Origin of the sequence: Arachidicoccus terrestris (genome assembly GCF_020042345.1) — a bacterium.
GTDB classification, from domain to species: domain Bacteria; phylum Bacteroidota; class Bacteroidia; order Chitinophagales; family Chitinophagaceae; genus Arachidicoccus; species Arachidicoccus terrestris.
On sequence record NZ_CP083387.1, the window covers coordinates 1424250 to 1447910 of the forward strand.

The following is a 23661-nucleotide window of genomic DNA, read 5'->3' on the forward strand; positions in this document are numbered from 1 at the left end:
CCCGGATTTCCCTGAAATAAAGGAAAGTGCATTCAAGCCATACAGTTGCTCTTCATGCACTTTTCATGATCAGATCGGTCCGTTGATGTCCTATAATTTAAAGGCAACCGTCATGCTGTAATTAACCGGTCTTTGCGGATTGACAGACCAGTATCCTATGTAATATTGTTTATCCAGCAGATTGTTCCCGTTCAGCGACACTCTTACATGCCTGCCATTATAATACAAAGTCGCATTCACAAGTGTATAGGATGGCAATTCAAAAACACCGGTAGCACTGTTGTCCACTACTTTATAGACACCTGCATAATTGCCGCCGATTCCGAAGCCGAAGTTCCTGAGCGCACCCTGCTGAAAAGTATAGGTTCCCCAGAAGTTCGCCAGATCCTGCGGTCCCTGACCACCCGGCGCCCGCCCTTTTTCTGTGTAAAAATCTGTCTTATTGGCTGACGTATTCTCAATTTTATTATGAGAATAACCAGCGATCAGGCTCAGACCAGCAGCAGGCTCCGCCTCGAGATCCAGATCAAAACCGCGGCTATGAACTTTCCCACGCTGATCCGCATCGTTTATATTGCCGGCAAGCGGCGTAACCCTGTCTTCTACTTTGATATCATAATAAGAGGCGGTAAAAGCCAGTTTATTTTGAATGATATTGGTTTTAATACCAGCTTCCCACTGGTTGGCGTGCTCCGGTTTAAAGGTCTTCAAACGTGGATTACTGCCATCGACGTCATATACAGTCCGAGGCGCCACATTCATAAATGAATTTTGATAATTCGCAAACAGGGATACCTGATCCAGCACAGGTTGATAGACCAGACCAAATTTCGGGCTCAATGCAAACTGATCAAAATCATCTTCTTTATTTCCTTTTTCTCCCTTATTGTCAAAATAGTCTGCCCTGAGACTCAACATAGCAGATAAGTTGGGTGTAAAATTAATTACGTCAGATACGTAAGCGGCATATGTCTGTTTACTGGTATTGCTGAGTGAATTGCCTTTGCCCGCCAACAGACTATCTATAGAAGCCTTTGTTAAGTAGACAGGATGACTGTCATCTACCTGGAACACTTCCCCCTGAGGCGTCACAAACCGGACGATGCCATATCCGGATCCGTTATTGACAATCTGCTGCGAAAAATAATCCAGTCCGATCAACAGCCGGTTGCGGACCGATCCGATCTTAAAGTCGGCATTAAAATTCTGCTGAATATCAAATACGCGGTTACTTTGATTCTCTTTGGTAATATCCTGTTCAAAATGATCACTGCCCTGTTCATTGCCAAAGATATATCCATAATAACCGTCTGCCCATGATACACTTCTGGAGATCGCCGTCTGAGAAGACCAGACGCCGGATATCTTATAATTCATTTGTGCCTGAATATTGAACCTTGGATTTTTAATGGTCAGGTCATTGGAGGTAAAGGATAGTTCGGGATTCAGGTTCAGGGAGGCGATGTCTTTAAAAGTCAGTGGATCAACCCGGTTGGTATGGAAAAACACCGGCGCGGCGGCACGTTCTTCGTGATAAATCTCCGCCATAAAATCAAAAGTCAAACGGTCACTGGCCCTGTAAGTAAAGGAAGGGGCCAGGAAGAAGGACTTTTTAAACCCGGCATCCTGAAAGCTGTTCTCCGTATGATAATCAGCCACCATCCGGAAAGCCATACTATCATTCAGCGGTGTATTATAATCTGCCGTAATCTGGCTCAGTCCGAAACTGCCGCCTGTATAACTGAGTGTACCTCCTTTTTCAAAATAAGGCTTCTTGGTTATCACATTGATTACGCCGCCGTAGCCGACAAAGTTCGCACCGTAAAGGGTGCCGGAAGGCCCTTTCAATACCTGAATCTCTTCAATATTAGCCGGATCCAGATCTCCTGCCGTGAACCCCGGAAGGCCGTTGTATAAAGAAGGCTGCGCTTCAAATCCCCTTAAGGCAAAATATGTGGCCCCGTCTCCTGCCCGGCCGGTAGACGCCCAGGTTCTGGAAATGCCGGGCACATTACGCATCGCGTCATCAAAATTGGTAATTCCCTGCTGGATCATCAAATCAGCGCCTACACTGCTGTATACCTGAGGATTCTCCAGATTTTTAAGCGGCATCTTGGCAACACCGTAGGTTACCTTATTGCCCAATAGGATTTGCCTGGCCTGTACGGTCACATCTGCCAATTGAGCATACGTCAGGTTAATGACAAAATCTTCTTTAATATGGGCGCCTGCGCTGAGATAAACTTCTTTGGTCTGCTCCCGGGTGCCTAATGCGGTTAAGCGTAATAAATAAGTTCCGGCGGTGGGCACATCAATATGGTAGTTGCCGTTTATATCACTGATATCGGCCCAGTTTTTTCCATCTATCCGGATATTCACCTGACTGGCGGGCTTACCGTCTGTCGTAGTAATGTGACCACTGATAACGGCCTTTTGAGCCAGCACAATACCACTGCCGCAGCTCATGACAGTCAGCAGGCAAATAATTGATTGGAAGAGTTTCATAATTTTATTGAAATAGAAAATGATTGATTCTGATAATGGCGAAAAGCCTAAGTCCGTGGACCGAAAATAAGCGGTATCGCCAGATGTCCTGCAATTACACACACAATCGCGTTGCCGACCGGCGCATGCATAAATGCATTCCAAATTCCGGCGCAAAAATAATTCACATAGTCTCAACCCTTTTACGAGATGCGGAAAAAGATCAGATCTCCACGAATCATGCGGATCAGTTGGGGCAACCCTCTGATGAATTTTTTGTATCTTGTGTTGACAGTATTTTTAAAAGTAAGCAGCTGATAATGACACAGCAGAAGACAAAAAGAATCTGTCCAAATGGGCATAGCTATTACAAAACCAGTCATTGCCCCGTTTGTCCGGTCTGTGCGGCTGAGCGCAAACCGCCCGAAGATTTTTATGCCGCACTTGCAGCCCCCGCCAGGCGTGCACTATTATCCCATCAGATAAACGATCCGGAGACACTTTCCCAACTAAGCAGGAAAGAAGTGCAGGGCTGGCATGGGATAGGCGATAAGGCAATAGCCCTGCTCGACCAGGCTCTGACAGAAGCAGGCCTTTGCTTTCGATCTCAGTAGCAGAATGATTATTTAGCCTTCAAATCCAATTCCATATGGATATTGGCCCGTTTATAGGGAGAATGGATGCCTGTTACTTTGACAAAGCCCAGTTTATAGTATAGATTGATTGCAGGTGTCAAGCGTGTATTACTCTCCAGATAAAGCTTAGAAGCACCGGCCTCCTTCGCGGCTTTCACAATCGCCTTTCCGAGTAACCAACCGATATGCTTTCCCTGCGCCTCGGGGGAAACAGCCATTTTCGCCATTTCAAAATCATAATCGGTGTCCGTCATTTTAATGAGCGCACAGACCCCAACCGGCTTGCCGTTATACAAGGCTACCAATATTTTCCCACCTTTTTTCAATATCAGTTCCGGATTATCAAGGGCCTTATAATCAGCTTCCTCCATCTCAAAATATTGGTTAATCCATGCTTCGTTCAATGCCCGGAATACAGCCTTATATTTAGGAGTATAGGATATAATCTTCACATCCCGGCTCTCTCGTCTCTTTTTTTGCTCCTTCACACGCAAAAACAGAGACTTTTGCCCCAATAAGAACTCCCATTCGGCTATGGCTTCCCAAAGAGGATAGCTCGCCTCCTTTTCAATATTTTCAATAGCAGCGTCTACATCCTGATACTGCAGATGTATCTTTTGGGATAACTCCTTCCCTTTTGTTGTCAACCCAACAACATTTCTACGCTTATCTGTGGATTTAAGATTGCTCTTAACAAGGCCGGACCTGGCCATTTCTTTCACTATTTTCGTAACCGATGGCTGAGAATGGCCAATTTGCTGAGCGATCTCCGTTATCGTCATTGATGCATTATCAGAGAGCACAAAGAAAACAGGAAACCACTTAGGTGTCAGTTCTATATTGTATAATCCATATAGCAATGCTGAGTCATCGGTTATCTTAGAGGTCAGCAACCTGAGGCGGCTCCCGATAGCCATCTTACCTGTTTTTTCAAACAATTTCATTATTGTATATTTAATTATATAACTGGTTATGCAAATATAGATATTTTTCCCTGATCCCCGGATTTCTTTTTTCTATTTAAATTCACAACAACCTGATTCTATAAAAACTGTTGTGGGTAGGTATTTATTTTCAGCCACTTTGAGCAAGGAATAACAAAGAAAAATATGGCAATCTGCCCTTTTGCACTTAACTTAGAAGAGTCAACAGTCCATACTGGTGGCGCGGCCACTTGCCGGTGTATTGCTTTTATTGACAATATTTTAAGTCCTTAAGGCAAGCGAAAGAAAATGACGTAGCAGTGCATGGTGTCGACACCTGGCCTATTAAGACAGCTTTTAACCGATTCTTTATATGAGCAAGGGCACATTTTTAAAACGCGGTTTACCGGTCTCCATCTCTCTTAGTCCGACACTGGAAGCAGAGAACATGAAACCCAAAATCCCGCAGAGCAAAAAAAGACTGATCACCGTTTCTCTGATGGCCATTTCTGTAGCCATCCTGATCAGTTTTATTGCCAAATTCCTGATGTTTATTATTGGATTTATTACCCAGCTTTCTTTTTACGGCAAGGTAGCCATGACCACTGAAGCCAATCCTTCGCTCAATCACCTCGGCATCTGGGTTATTTTCATTCCGGCCATTGGCGGGCTTGTTGTGGGATTTATGGCACTGTATGGCTCCCAGGCCATCAGAGGGCATGGTATACCAGAGGCGATGGAACAGATCCTGACCAATAAGAGTAAGATCAAACCTACCATTGTATACCTAAAACCCATTTCTTCCGCAATAGCGATCGGTACAGGCGGCCCGTTCGGTGCAGAGGGCCCGATTATTGCCACGGGGGGCGCTTTGGGCTCTACCCTTGGCCAGATATTAAAGATATCCAACAATGAACGTAAAATCCTGCTCGCAGCCGGTGCCGCCGCTGGTATGGCAACGATATTTGGCAGTCCTGTTTCTTCTATTTTTCTGGCGATTGAATTACTCTTATTTGAATTTTCTCCCAGGTCTATCATTCCGGTAGCGCTGGCCTGTATAACCGGTGCCGCGGGGCATCATCTGTTTTTTGGTCAGGGACCGGTATTCCCCATGGAAAGCCTGGTGTCCATGCCGGGTAATACCGCTCTTTTATGGTACAGCATCATGGGTGTCATTTTAGGGTTCGTGTCTATTTTGGCAACCAAATCCGTTTTCTGGATCGAGGATCTTTTTGCCAAGATACCCATTAGCTGGTTTTGGTACCCCGCTATCGGTGGTCTGATAGCAGGTGTCATCGGATATTTCGCGCCGCGGACACTGGGCGTAGGCTATTTCAATATTACGGACATTCTAACCGGTAGCCTGCCGATCACCTTATTATTATCGCTATCGATTCTAAAATTTCTCTCCTGGACCATTGCACTGGGAAGCGGTACATCCGGAGGTACACTAGCCCCCTTACTCACCATTGGCGGTGCCGCCGGACTCCTGTTTGGAATGGCGATCAGCTATTACTTCCCCAATAGCGGCATCAACCTGCCGCTGGCAGCACTCATCGGCATGTCAGCGCTATTTGCCGGCGCATCCAGAGCGTTGTTAACTTCTATCATATTTGCAATCGAAAGTACGGGGCAGTCCAATGCCCTGCTCCCCTTACTAGCAGCCTGCTCTGCCGCTTATTTCGTATCTTTCTTTTTTATGAAGTACACCATCATGACGGAAAAAATCGCCCGAAAAGGTGTCAAAATCCCCGAATCCTACGAACCGGATATTCTGGAAAAAATCCTGGTCGCCCAGGTAACCAAATCTAATACAATGGTCGTGCATGCCTCCGACAAGATCAATACCGTCAAAGACCTGATCCTGCGGGATAACCAACACCTCAATTATTTTATGGTCAGATCCGAAGACGGAGAATTTATTGGCTATCTCAGTGTAATGGATCTTTTTGGCAACCATTCAGACAACCAGGAAGTCGGCAGCCTGATCACTGAAAAAAATGAAGTATTTATCCAAGATTCAGATAACCTTCTGACCGCCTTAAAACTTTTACTAAAAAAGGATAAAGAAGCTATTCCTGTTAAGAATAGCAAAGGAAAATACATAGGATTATTAACGTATAAAGATATCCTGTCCGCCTATCAGATCAGCCAGGGTGAGTTTATTAAAACCACGCCTTCAATTTCCCTGAAACGTCGTGGACTCCGTATTCTGGCCAGAGGTAATCACTTTATACAGGAAAGAAAACAACGTCATCCATAGCCACCTGATCTGAGGGATGCCAATCCGGAAATTATTTTTCCGGTACTGTACACAAATGCGTAAATTCGTCTTTATAAAAGACTTTGACGCGAATTGAAACAAACAACAACTGAAAAAGAATTGGTCAGGTATAGCCTGAATGAGGAGCAGGAAAAGAGAGAAATTCTGCGCAGATACCGTGCCTTACTGCGGACGCTGAGACCTAAATTTAAGAAAGGTGACAAGGAAATCGTCCGCCAGGCTTTTTATATGGCTGCAGAAGCACATAAAACCATGCGGCGAAAAAGCGGCGAGCCCTACATCTTCCACCCCATTGCGGTAGCCATGATCTGTGTTGAAGAGATTGGGCTGGGTGTTCGCAGTACTATCTGCGCTCTGTTGCATGATACGGTAGAAGATACAGATATTACAATTGAGGATATTACCCGCGAATTTGGGAATGAGATCGCCCGCATTGTAGATGGGCTGACAAAAATATCTACTGTAGTAGACGCGTCTACAACGCAACAGACAGAGAACTTTAAAAAAATCTTACTCACGCTGACCGATGACCCAAGAGTGATTCTGATTAAACTTGCGGACCGGCTGCATAATATGCGTACGCTGGATTGGATGAAACAGGAAAAGCAGCTTAAAATTGCCAGCGAGACTGTTTGGGTGTATGCACCACTGGCGCACAGAATGGGCCTTTATAATATTAAGACTGAGCTGGAAGACCTCTCCATGAAGTATCTGGAAAAGGACAAGTATAAGGAGATTGCCCGTAAGCTGGCAGAAACAAGAAGAGAGCGGACAAGATTTATCAATGAATTTATCAAACCCATTAAGGATAAACTGGTTTCCGCTGGTTTTAAATTCGAGATCTATGGGCGTCCAAAGAGTATCCATTCCATCTGGAATAAGATGAAAAAGAAAGGAGTCGTCTTTGAAGAAGTCTATGACTTATTTGCCATCAGGGTTATACTGGACTCGGAGCCGGAAAAAGAGAAGGAGGAGTGCTGGAAAGTCTATTCCATTGTGACAGATGCCTACGCACCTGCCCCGGAAAGACTACGGGACTGGCTGAGTAACCCTAAAAGCAACGGTTATGAAGCGCTGCACACAACTGTAATGGGGCCAAAAGGGAAATGGGTTGAAGTCCAGATCCGGACTAAACGTATGAATGAGATCGCAGAAAAAGGCCTGGCAGCACACTGGAAATACAAGGAGGGTACCAGTACGGAAGACCGGTTTGATAAATGGTTTGGCCAGATCAGAGAGATGATCAGTTCCCAGGGGACAGATAGTATCGACTTTCTGGAAGACTTTAAAACCAGTTTCCTGGCCGAGGAAATATACGCCTACACGCCGAAGGGGGATGTCAAGATGCTTCCCAAAGGATCAACGGCACTTGATTTTGCCTTTAGTATCCACTCTGCTGTCGGACAAAAATGCATTGGAGCGAAGGTTAACCATAAACTGGTGCCGATCAGTCATATTCTGCGTAGCGGCGATCAGGTAGAGATTATTACCAGTAATAAACAAAAACCCAGTGAAGACTGGCTCAGTCTGGTGGTGACAGCCAAGGCCAAAAATAGAATAAAGGATGCTTTAAAAGAAGAGAAGAGAACCATCGGCGAGGATGGCAAATATACCCTCAAAAGGAAACTGGAAAACATGGGGGTACCGGTGTCCACTTACAATGTAGATGAACTGGTGAGCTTTTATGGGCTCAGTTCTCACCTGGATCTTTATTACGGCATCGCCATTAAGAAAATTGACCTGAAAGAACTCAAGACTTTCTCTGTTAACGGCGATAAACTTGAACCGCCTAAACTAGAGGTTAAAACTGAAAAACCCGTATATAATCCAGACAGCGCAAAAACCTTATCCAAAAAGGATTCTGAATTAATCATATTTGGAGAGACCAGTGATAAGATCATGTATACGCTGGCCAACTGTTGCCACCCCATTCCGGGAGACGATGTGTTTGGCTTCGTCAGCGTGGGTAAGGGACTGATCATTCACAGGACCAACTGCCCCAATGCGGCACAGTTGATGGCTAATCAGGGTCACCGGATTGTCAAGACCAAATGGGCTAAGAACAAGGAAATATCCTTTCTTACCGGCATTGAAATCATTGGTGTGGACGATGTGGGTGTCATCAATAAGATCACCAATGTCATTAGCGGCGAATTAAAAATTAATATCTCCGCCTTAAGTATTGAATCGAAAGAAGGCTTATTCAACGGTCGGCTGAAAATCTTCGTACATGATAAAGAAGAGCTTGATACGCTGGTGGAACACCTGAAGCTACTCGATGGCATACAAGGAGTAGAGCGTTTCGATACGGATGATCTGGTTTAGGTGCTGAAACAGGTATAAATTAACGACAAGAAGGGCAGCCGGGTCAAATCCTGCTGCCCTTCTTGTCATTATCTATGTTTTTGTGCATCAACACCGAGGCGTATCCGATATAAAAAACCGTATCGAACCCTGCATTTTCAAGAGATGAATTGCGAGATTCGATACGGTTAAAATACGTTTATGGACTTTATCTTCGGAATACTTCTGGTGAGTTATATTTACTCATCCCGGTGATATCTGATCGGAAAAGCAGGAAGGATGATGCAAAATCATAACCTATACGCCCCCTTCAGTTTTCCTTTTAGCAAATCAGACCTGAGCTTTTCTGAAGGTCAGATTATTTTGCCAGAAATTCTTTGATATTGTCTTTGTGTATGATTGCTTCTTTAAAAGTGTAAGCACCTGTTTTTGGGCTGCGTACAGTTTTAATCACTTTAGTCCAGTTCTTAGCATCTGCTGCTGCTTTCTGGTCTTTAGTTTTAATCGCGGTTTTAGCTGCTTTTGCCATGATTCGTTATTTATAAGATGGTCCTGCCGGTAAAAACCGGGGTGATTATTTAATTTCTTTGTGTACAGTTACTTTTTTCAAAATAGGATTATACTTCTTCAGCTCTAAACGCTCAGCAGTATTTTTCTTATTTTTCTGTGTAATGTAACGGCTGGTTCCTGGAAGTCCACTTGCTTTGTGTTCTGTGCATTCCAAAATTACCTGAACCCTGTTTCCTTTCTTTGCCATTGCTATAATGCTTTAATTGTTGTCGACTTTTGATTAGATTTTTACGCCGTCTGCTCTTAATTGTTTAACGACTGCATTCAGGCCATTTTTATTAATGGTACGGATTGCATCGGCAGACACTTTCAATGTAATCCAGCGATCTTCCTCAGCATAAAAGAAACGTTTCGTCTGTAAATTCGGTAAGAAACGACGCTTGGATTTAATGTTAGAGTGTGAAACATTGTTTCCCACCATTGGTTTTTTTCCTGTAACCTGACATACTCTTGCCATAACTGTATTTTTTATCGGACGGCAAAGGTATAACAACCCGTCCGTAATTCCAAATTGTTTTTATTTTACCTGATTACCAGACTACCATAAACATGGCTATCTGGTCAAGGGCTGCAAAGGTAATAAAAAAGCAGTGTGAATACACTGCTTTTTTTAAAGAATTATATAGAAGGAAGAAGCTTTTACGCCTCTCCTGCAACTACCATTTTTCCACCTCTTCTGAAGCCAGCTTATCTGAAGTCTCCGTAGCATTGACAACATCCTCACCCGAATTTGTAACTACCTCTGTATCAGATGACTGGGAATGAATAACTTCAGTCTCTATCGCGGAAGCATCCGGCTCAGTCTGGATTCCGGACGCCGGCTTAAGGGCCGGTGCGGTTTCGGTCACACTGGTAGCACTTTGCTCACTGTAATTATTTTGATTATCGTTCTTATAAGAGCCGGCAGCTGTCGCGGAGGCAGGGCGGATGTGCGCTTCATCTTGCTCCTCGCCTTCATGGCTAAAGCTATCAAAGTCATAATCAGGCATCAGTTCTGTCTTTACATGATCTACCGCTTCTCCAAGAGCTTTCAGAAATTTGTTAAAATCTTCTTTATAAAGAAAGATTTTGTGCCTGTCATAGCCATCTTCGTTAAATCTTTTACGACTTTCGGTAATCGTCAGAAAAAAATCATTCCCTCTGGTTTCCCGGACATCGAAAAAGTACGTTCTTCGCTTTCCTGCTTTAAGTCTTCTGCTGTAAACACTTGCCTGTTTCCGGTCGTTGTAATCGTAATCCAAAATTCAAGTTTTTTGTTGAGCAATTAACTGTTATCTAATTTAACCTTTACAAATATAATATTGTTTTCATTTTAGCAAAACATTTTGACTATTTTTTTTATACCGTTCATGTAAAATCTGGGTATTTTTAAAGATTATTCAATAAATCCGTCACTTTTTCTCTTTGAAGGATCAGATAACCCAACCGGTCGTTGCTGATCCCATCTCGTAGCTGGTAACTGAAAATCAGGTTATCTTCTATAACCTCCGTTTCAAAATAGCGAAACTGAATATTGGGATACTTACGGAGTGGCTCTCCGATCTCATACAAATGGGTAGACAATATAAATATAGAATGATCCACTTTGCGTAACCCTTCCACAACAGTGGTGGAACATTTCATAGCATCGACAATATTGGTCCCCTTAAACAACTCATCAATGAGTATCAGCCACTTAGAACCTTGCTTTATTTTTTCGACTATCGTTTTTACCCTTTGTACTTCATTAAAAAAGTAACTTTCGCCGTTTAACGTGTTATCTGTCACTTCAATATTACTGAGCAGGCCATCAAAAGTACTGACCCGCATAGAGACGGCCGGCACGCCCATTCCCAACGCTGCCAGATAGAGCCCGATCCCAACTGCCCGGATAAAAGTACTTTTACCGGCCATATTGGCACCGGTCAGAAACAGAAAATTCTTTCCCTGATCTAACTGCAGATCATACGCAACGGGAGCATCCAGTAAAGGATGATAAAGCCCTTTTGCCTCCATAACCGGCGCATCGCATTCCAGGATTTCAGGGAAAGCCAATTTGTGTTCCTTAACGGCCTTGGCCATACTGGCCCAGGCATCTATTTTTAAAAAAGACTCTTCCAAGGCCTTCATGCCAGTCTTTTCCGTGTATTGGTAAAGGGAATGACCATATTTGATCACCTCTCTGGCTGTCAACTTTCCTCCCTTTTCTATCCTGGCTCCCAATTTACCCATTTGTTTAAAAAAGGGTTTTTCAAGAATCTCTCCGGTTTTATCCATTATCTCTGAGAGCTCTCTGGAAGGGCAGTCAGGGGCATATATCTCATGCACCTTTTTCATGCCATAAACAAAACGGGCCAGATGTCCCATACTATAACGCAGTAATACGTAATCTGGCCGGCTCAGCCATTTAAAAAAGGTAACATCCACCATGGATGATGAGTTCGGAATATTCGTCATGGGAGAATAATAAAATTTATCCATCACCATCATCGTCCCATTAGAGACAGTCGGCGGCAATACTTTATCCCTCATATGATTGAGCAGTGCCTGCCGGTCCCGAATCTGTTCAATATCGCTCATCGGTTCCTTGATGAAAAAACGGAGCCAGTCTTTACCCCCAGAAGTAGTAGTAAAGTCCAGATAATGAAATAGCGATTGTTGTTCGTATCGGCTGATAATTCCCAGATCGTATAAGGTCTTGTCATCTACATGCATGCCTGCTCGCTTTTTAATGAATAGACAGTCGGCAATCATCATTATATCTGATAACAAGCAGATACCCTACTGTCAAGAAAATAGATTACCTATTGAAGCACAGGAAAAAGGCGATTTAAACGCCCACCCTAATAACAAATCAGGCGATCATTACCTGGTTACCGGTTAAAAGAAAGCCTTTCTCCCTTTATAGATTCATCAAAGCCCTGATTTCCATAAACTAAATGACCGTTTACAAAAGTTTTTTCGATGGTTACGGGCATATGCTCCTCTTCAAACGGCGACCAACCGCATTTGCTATAGAGACTATCCGGGGTTATCCTTACTGGTTGGTCCATATTCACTAACACCAAATCAGCATAGTACCCTTCTTTTACGTACCCTCTGTCCCGGATCTGAAAACAGCGAGCCACGGCATGGCTCATTTTTTCAACGACCTTTTCAATGGTAAGCCTGCCTTCCTTTACAAAGCGGAGCATTAATGGCAGACTGTGTTGCACGAGCGGCAGACCGGCGTGCGCATTTTCATAGGTTGCCATAGCAGAAGGCTCCAGTTCTCCTGAAGTATTACGGATATAGCCTTTCTCATTTAACTGATGCGGCGCATGGTCCGTTGCAATCACATCCAGGCGATCATCTAACAGCGCCCTCCACAGTGCATCACGATTAAATCCATCCTTAATTGCAGGATTGCATTTAATCAGGTATCCTTTAGCAGCATAGTCCGCTGCGGTAAATGTCAGATGGTGGACACAGACTTCGCAAGTAATGCGCTTTTCTTCCAGAGGCAGCATATTGGAGAACAGTTGCAGCTCTTTTTCTGTGGTGATATGCAATATATGAAGCCGGCTATTATGTTTCTGTGCCAGCTGAATAGCCTTATAACTACTTTCAAAACAGTTTTCCGCATTGCGGATTATCGGGTGATCAGCAGGTCCTAAAACCCCTTTTTCAGCTTTTAGCTTTTCGTAGTTCGCCCGGATAATACTTTCCTCTTCACAGTGAGTCGCAATAAGCACTTCACTGGTGCCGAATACATTGTCCAGTACAATCGGGTCATTAACCAGCAGGTTGCCGGTGGAAGAACCCATGAATATTTTTAGACCGCAAATTTCATTTTTTCGGTCATTCAGCTTCTTGATTTCCTCCAGATTATCATTAGAAGTCCCCAGGTAAAAAGAATAATTAGCCAGAGACACCTGCTTCGCCCGCTCGTATTTTTTCTCCAGCAAGTCCAGGGTAAAGGCAGGTGGCACGGTATTTGGCATTTCCATAAAACTGGTCACCCCTCCGGCCACCGCGGCCTTGGCTTCTGTGTAGATTTCGGCTTTATGTGTCAGTCCCGGCTCGCGGAAATGGACTTGATCATCGATGACACCTGGCAGGAGATATAGACCGGTTGCATCTATTTCCTGAACATTAAAATTAACCTGCAACGATGGAGCTATTTTTTCAATTCGTTGATTACGAATGAGTACATCACTGATAAATGTCTTACCTTCGCTTACAATTCGGGCATTTTTTATTAAATAGTCACTCATTAATATAGCATAAAAATTTTATATGAAAATAAGGTACGCACTTTTGCTGGGAACCTGTCTCGCCTTTACCGCGCTTAAAGTTAAGGCGCAAACCGATAACATCGAGTTAAGTGACAAACAAAATCTGTTAATCAAACGACTGGACATCAAATTAAGAGGTGATTCTGTCATGCAGTTCACGACGGTCAAGCCTGCAGACCGTAAGCGCATTACGGAACGGATGGAATTAATTGACTCTTTGGAGAAGGCCGGTGCCTTACAAGGCGTTCTTACTGATGTAGACCGCTATAACCTTAGGAGCCTCCTGATGAATAACCAGGACTGGACGCACTACTATACTGATTCCTTTGGTGTCAAAAAACCCATTTTCAATACCTTCTTCAAAACCCCTGCCCATTTATATGCCGTGGCTAAACCGGAATACAGCATTATTGTAGATCCACTACTCAATTTGCAATTCGGCCATTCCAGCGATGGAACCAGCCTATTTGTAAATTCCAGGGGTATCCGTGTTCGGGGTCAGGTAGACCAGCGGCTGGGTTACTATCTGTATTTTTCAGAAAATCAGGAAAGGGATCCGCTCTATGTAAGGCAATATACAGCTGCTCATTATTCATTGCCGGGCAAAGGTTATTATAAGCATTACAATAAAAATGGCTATGATTATTTCGATGTCCGCGGGGGCATTACTTTCCATGCTGGCAAAAACATTGATTTTCAATTAGGTTATGACCGCTTCTTTATCGGTGATGGCTATCGCAGCCTGTTTTTAAGTGACAATAGTGCTCCATTTTATTTCCTGAAATTTGGTGTGCAGGCCGGCAATATCAAGTATACCGCTGTCGGCGCACAAACCATTGCTTCTTTTATCCCGAATTCGGATTCAACGCGCCCCAGGAATTATATGATGTTCCATTATCTGACCTGGCAGGCAACAGACTGGTTAAAAGTAGGGCTGTATGAGAATACCATGTACAATTCCAAAATCAATGGCGGTTTACAGGTTAGCTACATCAACCCGGCGATATTCAACCGTTCCATGTCCCAAAATACAGGTAACAGTGCAAAATCCAGCATCGGGCTTGATTTTAAGGCTAATTTTGCCAAGCAGTTTGAAGTCTACGGCCAATGGCTGATCAATGAGTTCCATATTGATAAAGCGTTTAAATTCGGAGATGGCAACTGGGTCAATAAGTTTGGCTTCCAACTGGGCGGAAAATATGTTGACGCCTTTACAATTAAGAATCTGGATCTGCAACTGGAAGGCAATCTTGTCCGTCCTTTTACCTATATGGATAAGTGGGCACAAAACAATTTCCTGCATTATAACCAACCGCTCGCCCATCCATTGGGCGCCAACTTCAAAGAACTTGTGGCCATCGCCAATTACCAGCCGATCCCCCGTCTGAACATCGAACTGATGGCTATGACCTACAGAAAGGGCCTGGATACAGCAGCGGCTTATGTTACAACAATTGATCAACCCAATAACGGTGGCGATTTATTCAGAAACTATAACGACCACCGCCTCGCTGAAGATGGCTATTTCCCGGGTGACGGTGTTCGGGTAAACGGCCTTTTAGGCTCATTGACCGCATCCTATGAAATCCTGCAAAATCTGTATTTTGATGCGAATTTCACGTACCGCAGACATGATATTGAAACAATCCCTAAAAATCACATTAAAATGTTCATGTTTGGGCTAAGATGGAACATGGCCAGAAGAAGTTTTAACTTTTAAAACTGATTTTTTTGATATTTACAAGGTGCGCGGTTTTTCTGCGCACCTTTTTCGTATTAAATTTGCCTGCATGAAGACGTACCAACATCTTTTTTTCGATTTAGACCATACCATCTGGGATTTTGAGGCCAATGCAAAAGATGCCCTCAGGGAGAGTTATCTGTATCATGAATTAGCCCTTAGTGGCATTGAGCCCTATGAAAACTTTTACGAGAGGTATACGTATCATAATAAGCGACTCTGGGACCGTTATACCAAAGGGCTGATTATTCAAAGGGAACTAAAGTGGAAAAGAATGTTCCTGACCCTGCTGGATTTTAAAATTGCCGATGAACCGCTGGCCAGAAGTCTGAGCCAGGATTTTCTGGACCGGTTACCGATACGAAAAAAAGTCTTTCCCTATACTTTTGAAATTCTGGACTATCTGAAAAACAAAAATTACCAGCTGCACTTAATCACAAACGGCTTTAACCGGATACAGGAGCAGAAGTTGGTCCATGCGGGTCTTCAAGACTATTTTGAAGTCATGGTCACATCTGAGATCAGCGGATGCCTAAAACCTCATGCAGGTATTTTTGAATATGCCATGGAGGCTACTGGCGCTCAACCTGATAAAAGCATCATGATCGGGGACAATCTGGTAGCGGACATACAAGGGGCTGCGAACTTCGGAATTGATTCTGTCTTTACCAATCATATCGAAGATACGACAGCACACGTGGCCACTTATGAGGTCCGGCATTTGAGGGAGTTGGAAGATATCTTTTGATAGGAAAGAATTTGATCAATTGATAAGAGCTCTGTTTTACATTCCGGTTTAAAGCCCCTGATATCACTCCTGTGTACCGAAGTAAAATTTCCTCCTTTATTTAATCAGCTGGGTAAATTATTAATTTGGCGGAATCCCATGATTGTATATCACCTGCCAAATACAGGTATTATAATTGGCGGAATCTCATGATTCTATGCCACATTCCGCCAATTATAACATCAAACGAACGGATAAATTTATTGGAGGCATGAAACAAAAACAGGCGGATATTCATTCCATTGGATTTATTCAAAATGTTATCCGCAATGGATGACTTGTTTCAATAATCGGGCTTAGCTTTTTAAAGAGAAGTGTTTGGTAGCCGCCTTTCTGGCTGGAACCCAGGCAGCTAGTAAGGCTACGATGAAAACGGTCGCGCCTACCAAAAGGAAATCCAAGACATGCATTTTTACGGGGTAGTAATCTACCACAAAAGTACCGCCTTCCAATTTCAGTAAATGTAACTTATCCTGCAAAAGACAGATAACAAATGCAATAAACATCCCCATTAGCCCGCCAAGTCCACCTAATAGAAAGCCTTCTGTCAGGAAAATTTTCTGTATCACACTCTTTCGTGCACCCAGCGCCTCCAGAATGGCAATATCCTTTCTTTTCTCCAGCACCAACATGGTGAGTGCACCGACCATATTAAAAGCAGCAATCACCAGGATAATCGATAAGATAATATAGATGATCCATTTTTCCATTTGCATAACCGTAAATAAGCTCTGATTTTGCTGGAAGCGCGTTTCAACCTTATACAGGTTGCCTAATTGTTGTTGAATCTTCTTTTGTACCCTAAACAGGTCTGTTTCCGGTTTTACAGCAATGGCAATCTCCGTATAATAGTCAGCAGGTAATTCGACCATATAACGCAAAAAGTCCAGGTTAGTAAAGGCATATTTATTATCAAAACCTTCCTGAATCCTGAAAATACCCACCTCCTTGATCTCATAAGAATTCAAGGCGGCCTGTACACTCGTTTTATCGGTGCTGTTTCGGTTCGGAAGATAGACGATCAGGGGAACTGTTGAATTCGCATCCGCGCCGATACTACTGGCAATACCGCCGCCTAACACCATTTGGGGCGCCCGCTCCACTCCCAGGCCATAATGTCCGTTCTCCTCGATATGCCCCGCAATATTTACGACATGCTCATAATTGCTATCCACTCCTTTTAACATGACGGTCGCCTGATACGCACCATCATTATCCAGTAAAGCCTTCTCACCTATCACAAGGCTAAAGTCTTTAATCTCCCGGATCTTATGCAGCTTTTGTAGCTGGACGGAATCCAGCCTCATGTATTTACCCGTTCTGGCCATTACACGCAGATCGGGATAAAAATCGCCATACATGGATTTTACCAGTCCCTGGAAACCATTGAATACACTTAAAACAATAATAAGGGCTGCAGCGCCGACAGCAATAGCAATCACGCTGATCCAACTGATAATGTTGATCGCGTTGGTGGATTTCTTAGACTTAAAATATCGCCAGGCGAAAAGAAAATTCATGCGCTCAGGAGGTTATGTAGGCCATCATGGTACCAGTTTCTTAAAAAACGCCCGGGTGCCTCAAATATTATATTTAATCGTTATTTTTATCGGAATTACGGTTAATCTGTGCCAAAAGCTCTTCAATATGAAAGACTTGATCCAGGGTATCATCTAAGTAATAATGAATAACCGGAATTCTTCTTAATTGTTTACCCAATTTATGAGAAAGCTCTTTTTTGATCTCCCAGGCCTTTTGTTCAATACGTAATAATGCAGCTTGACTATCAGCAACCTGGAAAAAGCTGAGATAAATCCTGGCTTCCAATAGATCGGGTGTAACCTTCACATCCGCAATAGAGACCATACCGCCTCCTATCATATTGAGATCCAGATGCCTGAAAATGGCATTCATCTCCTCTTTAATGACACTGGCCACCTGTTTTTGTCTTTTCCCCTCTTGCATAATCTTTACAAGTTTATTGGCTGTAAAAATAGTTACTTTTGCACTCTACCACTGAGAAACAATGAAGAAATTTAAAAGAATATTCAGATATCTGGGCTATTATAAAGCAAAACTGACTGTCTACGGTGTATTAACTATACTGGGAACAGTCTTTGGTGTTTTTTCATTGGGTATGCTAGCCCCGTTTATTTCCCTGATCGTTTCTGATGGTAGTGACGGGACAGCTGGCCTTATCAAATCCAAAGCAGTTGGTCAAAATGTATCCGATATTTTAAATGAAATGATGATAGACCATGGCAAAGTCTATACTTTGGGAGCAGTCTGCGTACTGATTATTATCCTGACTTTTTTAAAGAATATTTGCATTTACGGCTCTAATATTATGTCGGCCCCGATCAGGAGTTCCATTATCCGGCATTTGCGTAGTGATCTTTACCAAAAAACACTGGTACTGCCCATCGGCTTTTTTACAGAACAAAAAAAAGGCGACATTCTTTCCCGGATGACCAATGATGTAGGCGAGGTAGACGCTTCTGTGGTCAGCACCTTGGAAGGCCTGATCAAAAATCCGCTGACCATTATCGGATATTTGATTGCGATGATTATCATTAGCCCCTTGCTTTCCATCGGTTTATTTATATTGCTGCCGCTGACAGCATTTTTAATCGGCAGAGTAAGTCGGTTACTTAAAAAGCAATCTAAGGTAATGTCCGAACAGATGAGCCTTGCATTATCTATAATAGACGAAACCCTCTCCGGTATGCGGGTAGTCAAGGCATTTTTAGCGGAAAAGTTACTGGGACAAAAATTTGAAGCCGTAAATGATTACATGTTTGTGGTACGTAATAAAATGGCCAGAAGAAGGGACCTCGCCTCGCCGATGACTGAAATTCTAGGTGTGATCGTGCTGGCAGCCATTCTTTTTTTTGGTGGCTTATTGGCTATCCGATATAAAACTTTGTCGGGGGGCGATTTATTAAGCTATATCGCCATGTTCGCCATCATCATCAATCCTGCCAAGACATTATCCACCGCTTTTTTTAATATGCAAAGAGGCGGCGCGGCATTGGACCGGATAGAGCAGCTACTCAATACACCAGTGGTCATTGAAGATAATGGCCAGCAAGAATTGGCATTTAACCATCAGATCGAGTTTCGAAATGTCAGCTTCAGCTATGGACAGGGTAATCCAATCCTTAAAAATATCAACCTGACCATCCCCAAAGGTAAGACAGTTGCTTTAGTGGGGAGTAGCGGTGCTGGGAAAAGCACCCTCGCGGACCTGGTTCCACGCTTCCATGACGTAACTTCGGGCGAACTTTTGATCGATGGGGTCAACATCAAGGATTATTCATTAAGTTCTCTCAGAAGCCATATTAGCATTGTTACCCAGGAGCCGATCCTATTCAATGACAGCATTGCCGGCAATATTGCACTCGGGAAAAATAGTGCAACCGAAGAGGAAATTGAACAGGCTGCCAAAATTGCCAATGCCTATCAGTTTATTGAGAAAAAAGAAGGTGGCTTTGAGGCCAATGTAGGCGATAGAGGCGGCAAGCTCAGTGGGGGAGAAAAACAGCGGCTGACCATTGCCCGGGCCGTTGTCAAAAATCCGCCGATTTTGATTCTGGATGAAGCCACTTCCTCACTGGACACTGAAAGTGAAAGACTGGTGCAGGATGCTATTAATAAAATGATGAGCAACCGAACTTCACTGGTAATTGCACATCGGCTCAGCACCATCCGCAATGCCGATGAAATCATCGTATTGCAAGGCGGGCAGATCGCAGAGCGGGGTAATCATGAAACATTGATGGCCATCCCTGAAGGCATTTACCAGAGATTGGTTCAGATTCAGGCAGTGAAATAGAATTATTGTTCTGATAAGATGACGGGACGCCCATTCATATAATTCATCGCTCATAAGCGGTAATTTGGCCGTAAATTTGCGTTTAGACTTTACACAGAAAAACTTTAATGAATACTCTATATGAATGATATTCAGAAATATTTTGAAAATAATACAGGTAGACTTATCCATAAATGGCACCATTATTTTGATATCTACGACCGGCACTTTTCAAAATACAGAGGTAAAGAAGTCGTTGTACTGGAAATCGGTGTATATCAGGGTGGAAGCCTTAAGATGTGGCAGGACTATTTCGGCCCTAAGGCAAAACTCTACGCGATCGATATAGACCCCAACTGTAAAAGTTTCGCGGATGAACAAACGACCATACTCATTGGCAGTCAGTCAGACCGTCAGTTTTTAAAAAAGGTAATAGCTGAACTCCCCCCAATTGACATCTTTATTGATGATGGTGGGCATACAATGAAACAACAGATTGTTTCTTTTGAAGAGATCTTTTCCCATGTAAAATCTGACGGTGTGTATTTATGCGAAGATCTGCATACATCTTATTGGCCCATATACGGAGGCGGTTACAAGAGAAAGAATTCCTTTATCGAATATAGTAAAAACTGGATCGATTTCATGAACGCTTTTCATAGCCAAAGTAGCCGGTTAAAAGTAACTGACTTCACCAGATCGGTCAAGGGAATTCATTATTATGATAGTATTGTGGTCGTGGAAAAAGCTCCTATCGACCCTCCGCAGGATTCAATGTCAGGCAATGCCTCCATTCCTACACCCGTTGCCATCCGGCCAAAGAACTTTTTCGAGAGAAACTTCAACAAGATCATGGGTAAATTGAACTTACCCTTTTACATCGATTAAAAGCATTCCAATTACTATAAAAAACCGAGTGGGCCGCTATTGATTTAGTGGCCCACTCGGTTTAACTTTCTAATTTCAAAAAATATCTGTTCATTACTTTGAGTTAAGAACGATCGATAGCTGTTCTGCCGGCCGGCAGCTTCTCACTGCTTGGCGAATCTGCATCCAACAGATCATTAAAACACTGCTGTAGGATCTGATCCTTCTTTTTAAGGAACTGGTCTGTTTTCCCATCGGGTAAATGTAAATCGTAGAACTGTCCGTCTGAAAGGGCCTTATCAAAGTTTGGATTAATTTTATCAAACTCTGATTCTTTAATATTCAATACTTTACAAATCGCATCCTTCTTATAAATGCCCTTAATTCTTACAACATTTGTATTACCGATTAACTGAATTACTTCATTGCCATCTTCATTAGCCGCCAGTTCTTCTTTTAATTTTTTAGTTTCTTTGGCGCTCATGGTGGTGATCCCGCCGCTACCTTCAAAGAAATAATGCGTACTGATAAACTTCTTGACATGGTTGCGTGTCTCCTTCGGCAGATAATACTGCACTTTCCAAAAATCTTTGCTACCACCTGCTTTTTTTATCGCCCTGTTTACTCCGCCAACACCTGCGTTATAAGCGGCGATAGTGAGCAACCAGTCATGATAACGATTATGCAGAGAAGTCAGTAATTTGGAAGCAGCTTCCGTACTTCTGGCCAGATCCGTACGGTAATCGTGCCCATTCTTAAGCAATCCGTACCGTACCGCCTCATCGGGCATCAATTGCCAATAACCTAACGCACCGGAACGCATTCTAAGATGTGCCTTCAGGCTACTTTCAATGACAGCCAGATATTTTAACTGTGTAGGCAGATGATTTTCTTCCAGAATCCTGTCCATGGTGGCGAACATGGACTTGGCAGAGGATTTCATACGGGTCAGGTCGGTATATTCACGACGAATATAACTATCCGCAAAATCTTCTACCTTGCTGTTCAAATCTACCTTAACATCAGAAAGATCAATTGTTGCGGGTTTGACCCCTTCAGTCGAAGGGTCTAAAATAACCGGTTTGGTCTTAGGTAATAAGCTAACGAACCCTTTAGGGCCTTTTGCTTTTAATTTCGTATCCTTACCCGGAGCAGGCAATAAATCACTGCTGTAGCTGCTAAATGACATTATTGACACAGCAAAGCCCCCCATCAACACAAGGCCGATACAGTACTTTATACCTGTCAAGGTCAAAAAATTCTCTTTAATCCGGGAAACTAAACTCCGCTTCATTCATTTTTTTTTCGTTACATAACCATCCCAGATGCAGTTTTTAGTTGCAATGGGTTTAACTTAGAAAAAACGCGTCTGCATTAATCCTGAACGGTATTATCTAAAATTGAAGATAATCCGGATGCAAAGAAGCCTGTTGATTGAGGATTATGTATATTAAAGTTCTTAATGTTTGCCTTCTGATTGCATCAATTGATCCGAAAGAGTTAGCAAAGATAACTCTTTAAGTTGATCTGACATCAGCTGTATACCAAAAGGCATGCCATCCTTTGTGTGGAAAAGTGGCAACGAAATCCCGGGAATGCCGACCAGATTGGCGAAAACTGTATAGATATCAGCCAGATACATCTCGGTGGCATCACCCTGCTTTTCCCCTAATTTAAAAGCCGAACAAGGAGCATTGGGGGAGATCAGCGCATCGTATTTGTTAAATATTTCTTTAGACTTTTCAGATAGTAATTGTCTAATTTGCTGAGCTTTAGCAAAGTAAGCATCAAAATAAAATGCACTAAGTACAAAAGTACCTAACATAATTCTTTTTTTCACTTCCTTTCCAAAGCCTTCGCTCCTATTCTTTTTATAAAATTCTGTTAAATCATCTACTTTTTGAGTTGTTTGATGGCCAAATTTGACTCCGTCATATCGGGATAGATTCGTAGATGCTTCTGCGGTAGTGAGTACATAATAGGTTGGGACAACATAATCAAGAAGCTCAAATTCAATGGGAGTAACAGTATGGCCTTCTGCTCTCAGTTTATCTATCAGATCCGAAACAGCGTTTTTAATTTCCGGATCCAGGCCCGGATGCTCAAGCGCCTGTTTAAAATAAGCCAGCTTATATCTTTTGTCTTCACGGCGCCCCGCCTTTAATAACTGACTGTAAGCCTCTACCGGCGACTGGCTAACCGTACTATCCATATCATCAGCCCCAGAGATAACCTCCAGCACTCTGGCGGCATCCGGTATATTAGTGGAAAAAATACCGATCTGGTCAAAAGTAGATGCATAAGCGATCAGTCCATACCGGGAAATCCGGCCATAAGAAGGTTTAAGGCCGATTACACCACAAAAATCCGCCGGTTGACGAACAGATCCGCCTGTATCGCTTCCCAGGCTAACCATACAAAGGCCGGCCTGAACAGACACAGCCGATCCTCCCGAAGAACCACCGGGTACCCTGTTATTATCGGCATCGTTGAGCACAGCTCCGTAAGCAGAATGTTCATTGCTGGATCCCATGGCAAATTCATCACAGTTCTGGCGACCAATGATAATGGCCCCTTCTTCCAATAGACGCTCGACCACGGTTGCATTATAAACAGCCTCATAGCCTTTCAGCATATTAGAACTGGCCGTCAGGCCATGCCCCCGGTAGCTGATAACATCTTTGAGCCCAACAATAACGCCGTGTAGTTTACCCATCGGGGCCCCGTCACGTCGCTGATGGTCCAACATTTTTGCCCGCTGAATGGCTTCTTCTTCAAATACTTCCAAGAATGCATTGAGATGCGTTTTCTCTGCTATGCGCAATAAAAAATGATTTACAGCCGCCTCGCAACTCGTGCGATGGTGCTGTAAATCATCTAAATAAGTTTCAATAGAGGTAAAACTAAACAGAACGGCAATTATTTATAGCTCCGCCATCAGGCAGTGCTTCCATGAAAATAACATTCCTGCGACCAATATGACAATAGTGGCAGCA

The 23661-nt window shown here is 43.2% G+C and carries 19 protein-coding genes; 7 read left to right on the top strand and 12 right to left on the bottom strand.

What is annotated here, in order from left to right:
* Positions 1-90: 90 nt before the first annotated feature.
* Positions 91-2505, bottom strand: coding sequence for a TonB-dependent receptor (locus tag K9M52_RS05705; RefSeq protein WP_224071097.1), 2415 nt, complete (start codon positions 2503-2505; stop codon positions 91-93).
* 35 nt (positions 2506-2540) lie between these two features.
* On the opposite strand from K9M52_RS05705, the gene K9M52_RS05710 reads away from it, so the two are divergent.
* Positions 2541-3098 carry a helix-hairpin-helix domain-containing protein gene (locus K9M52_RS05710; protein WP_224071098.1) on the top strand — a complete coding sequence of 186 codons (558 nt, stop codon included), beginning with the start codon at positions 2541-2543 and terminating at the stop codon, positions 3096-3098.
* An 8-nt stretch (positions 3099-3106) separates the two neighbouring features.
* Here the strand turns inward: K9M52_RS05710 and K9M52_RS05715 are convergent, their stop codons facing one another.
* Positions 3107-4063: a bifunctional helix-turn-helix transcriptional regulator/GNAT family N-acetyltransferase gene (locus K9M52_RS05715; RefSeq protein ID WP_224071099.1), complete on the bottom strand. Its 957-nt coding sequence runs from the start codon at positions 4061-4063 to the stop codon at positions 3107-3109.
* A gap of 352 nt (positions 4064-4415) precedes the next feature.
* Here K9M52_RS05715 and K9M52_RS05720 point away from each other — a divergent pair, with 352 nt between their 5' ends.
* Positions 4416-6305, top strand: a complete 1890-nt coding sequence (locus K9M52_RS05720) for a chloride channel protein (protein WP_224071100.1) — start codon at positions 4416-4418, stop codon at positions 6303-6305.
* A 93-nt stretch (positions 6306-6398) separates the two neighbouring features.
* Positions 6399-8651: a RelA/SpoT family protein gene (locus K9M52_RS05725; RefSeq protein ID WP_224071101.1), complete on the top strand. Its 2253-nt coding sequence runs from the start codon at positions 6399-6401 to the stop codon at positions 8649-8651.
* Between the two features lie 337 nt (positions 8652-8988).
* On the opposite strand, the gene K9M52_RS05730 is transcribed toward K9M52_RS05725, so the two are convergent.
* The 6 genes from K9M52_RS05730 to K9M52_RS05755 form a co-directional block, all read right to left on the bottom strand.
* Positions 8989-9159 carry a DUF4295 family protein gene (locus K9M52_RS05730; RefSeq protein ID WP_224071102.1) on the bottom strand — a complete coding sequence of 57 codons (171 nt, stop codon included), beginning with the start codon at positions 9157-9159 and terminating at the stop codon, positions 8989-8991.
* A gap of 45 nt (positions 9160-9204) precedes the next feature.
* Positions 9205-9387: a 50S ribosomal protein L33 gene (rpmG, locus tag K9M52_RS05735; protein ID WP_091395254.1), complete on the bottom strand. Its 183-nt coding sequence runs from the start codon at positions 9385-9387 to the stop codon at positions 9205-9207.
* Positions 9388-9420: 33 nt separating this feature from the next.
* A complete protein-coding gene (gene rpmB, locus K9M52_RS05740) occupies positions 9421-9657 on the bottom strand; it encodes a 50S ribosomal protein L28 (protein ID WP_146780378.1) in 237 nt (78 codons plus the stop codon).
* A 199-nt stretch (positions 9658-9856) separates the two neighbouring features.
* Entirely contained in the window at positions 9857-10441 is a 585-nt protein-coding gene (locus K9M52_RS05745; protein WP_224071103.1) for a DUF3276 family protein, read from the bottom strand.
* A 127-nt stretch (positions 10442-10568) separates the two neighbouring features.
* Positions 10569-11894 (bottom strand): MutS-related protein, encoded by a 1326-nt coding sequence (locus tag K9M52_RS05750; RefSeq protein WP_224071104.1) that lies wholly within the window; start codon positions 11892-11894, stop codon positions 10569-10571.
* Positions 11895-12052: 158 nt separating this feature from the next.
* A complete protein-coding gene (locus tag K9M52_RS05755; protein WP_224071105.1) occupies positions 12053-13435 on the bottom strand; it encodes a dihydroorotase in 1383 nt (460 codons plus the stop codon).
* Positions 13436-13457: 22 nt separating this feature from the next.
* On the opposite strand from K9M52_RS05755, the gene K9M52_RS05760 reads away from it, so the two are divergent.
* Positions 13458-15176, top strand: coding sequence for a capsule assembly Wzi family protein (locus K9M52_RS05760; RefSeq protein WP_224071106.1), 1719 nt, complete (start codon positions 13458-13460; stop codon positions 15174-15176).
* Positions 15177-15246: 70 nt separating this feature from the next.
* Positions 15247-15945: a YjjG family noncanonical pyrimidine nucleotidase gene (locus K9M52_RS05765; protein ID WP_224071107.1), complete on the top strand. Its 699-nt coding sequence runs from the start codon at positions 15247-15249 to the stop codon at positions 15943-15945.
* A gap of 335 nt (positions 15946-16280) precedes the next feature.
* Here the strand turns inward: K9M52_RS05765 and K9M52_RS05770 are convergent, their stop codons facing one another.
* Both K9M52_RS05770 and K9M52_RS05775 read right to left on the bottom strand, forming a co-directional pair.
* Entirely contained in the window at positions 16281-17504 is a 1224-nt protein-coding gene (locus K9M52_RS05770; RefSeq protein ID WP_224071108.1) for an FtsX-like permease family protein, read from the bottom strand.
* Positions 17505-17577: 73 nt separating this feature from the next.
* On the bottom strand, positions 17578-17949 hold the full coding sequence (locus K9M52_RS05775) for a ribosome-binding factor A (protein ID WP_224071109.1): 372 nt from the start codon (positions 17947-17949) through the stop codon (positions 17578-17580).
* A 61-nt stretch (positions 17950-18010) separates the two neighbouring features.
* On the opposite strand from K9M52_RS05775, the gene K9M52_RS05780 reads away from it, so the two are divergent.
* On the top strand, positions 18011-19819 hold the full coding sequence (locus tag K9M52_RS05780) for an ABC transporter ATP-binding protein (protein WP_224071110.1): 1809 nt from the start codon (positions 18011-18013) through the stop codon (positions 19817-19819).
* A gap of 120 nt (positions 19820-19939) precedes the next feature.
* Positions 19940-20686 (top strand): class I SAM-dependent methyltransferase, encoded by a 747-nt coding sequence (locus tag K9M52_RS05785; protein WP_224071111.1) that lies wholly within the window; start codon positions 19940-19942, stop codon positions 20684-20686.
* 103 nt (positions 20687-20789) lie between these two features.
* On the opposite strand, the gene K9M52_RS05790 is transcribed toward K9M52_RS05785, so the two are convergent.
* A complete protein-coding gene (locus K9M52_RS05790; protein ID WP_224071112.1) occupies positions 20790-21959 on the bottom strand; it encodes a lytic transglycosylase domain-containing protein in 1170 nt (389 codons plus the stop codon).
* Between the two features lie 165 nt (positions 21960-22124).
* The gene (gene gatA / locus K9M52_RS05795) at positions 22125-23588 is read right to left on the bottom strand and encodes an Asp-tRNA(Asn)/Glu-tRNA(Gln) amidotransferase subunit GatA (protein ID WP_317197284.1); all 1464 of its coding nucleotides are present in this window, start codon (positions 23586-23588) and stop codon (positions 22125-22127) included.
* Positions 23589-23661: the final 73 nt, after the last annotated feature.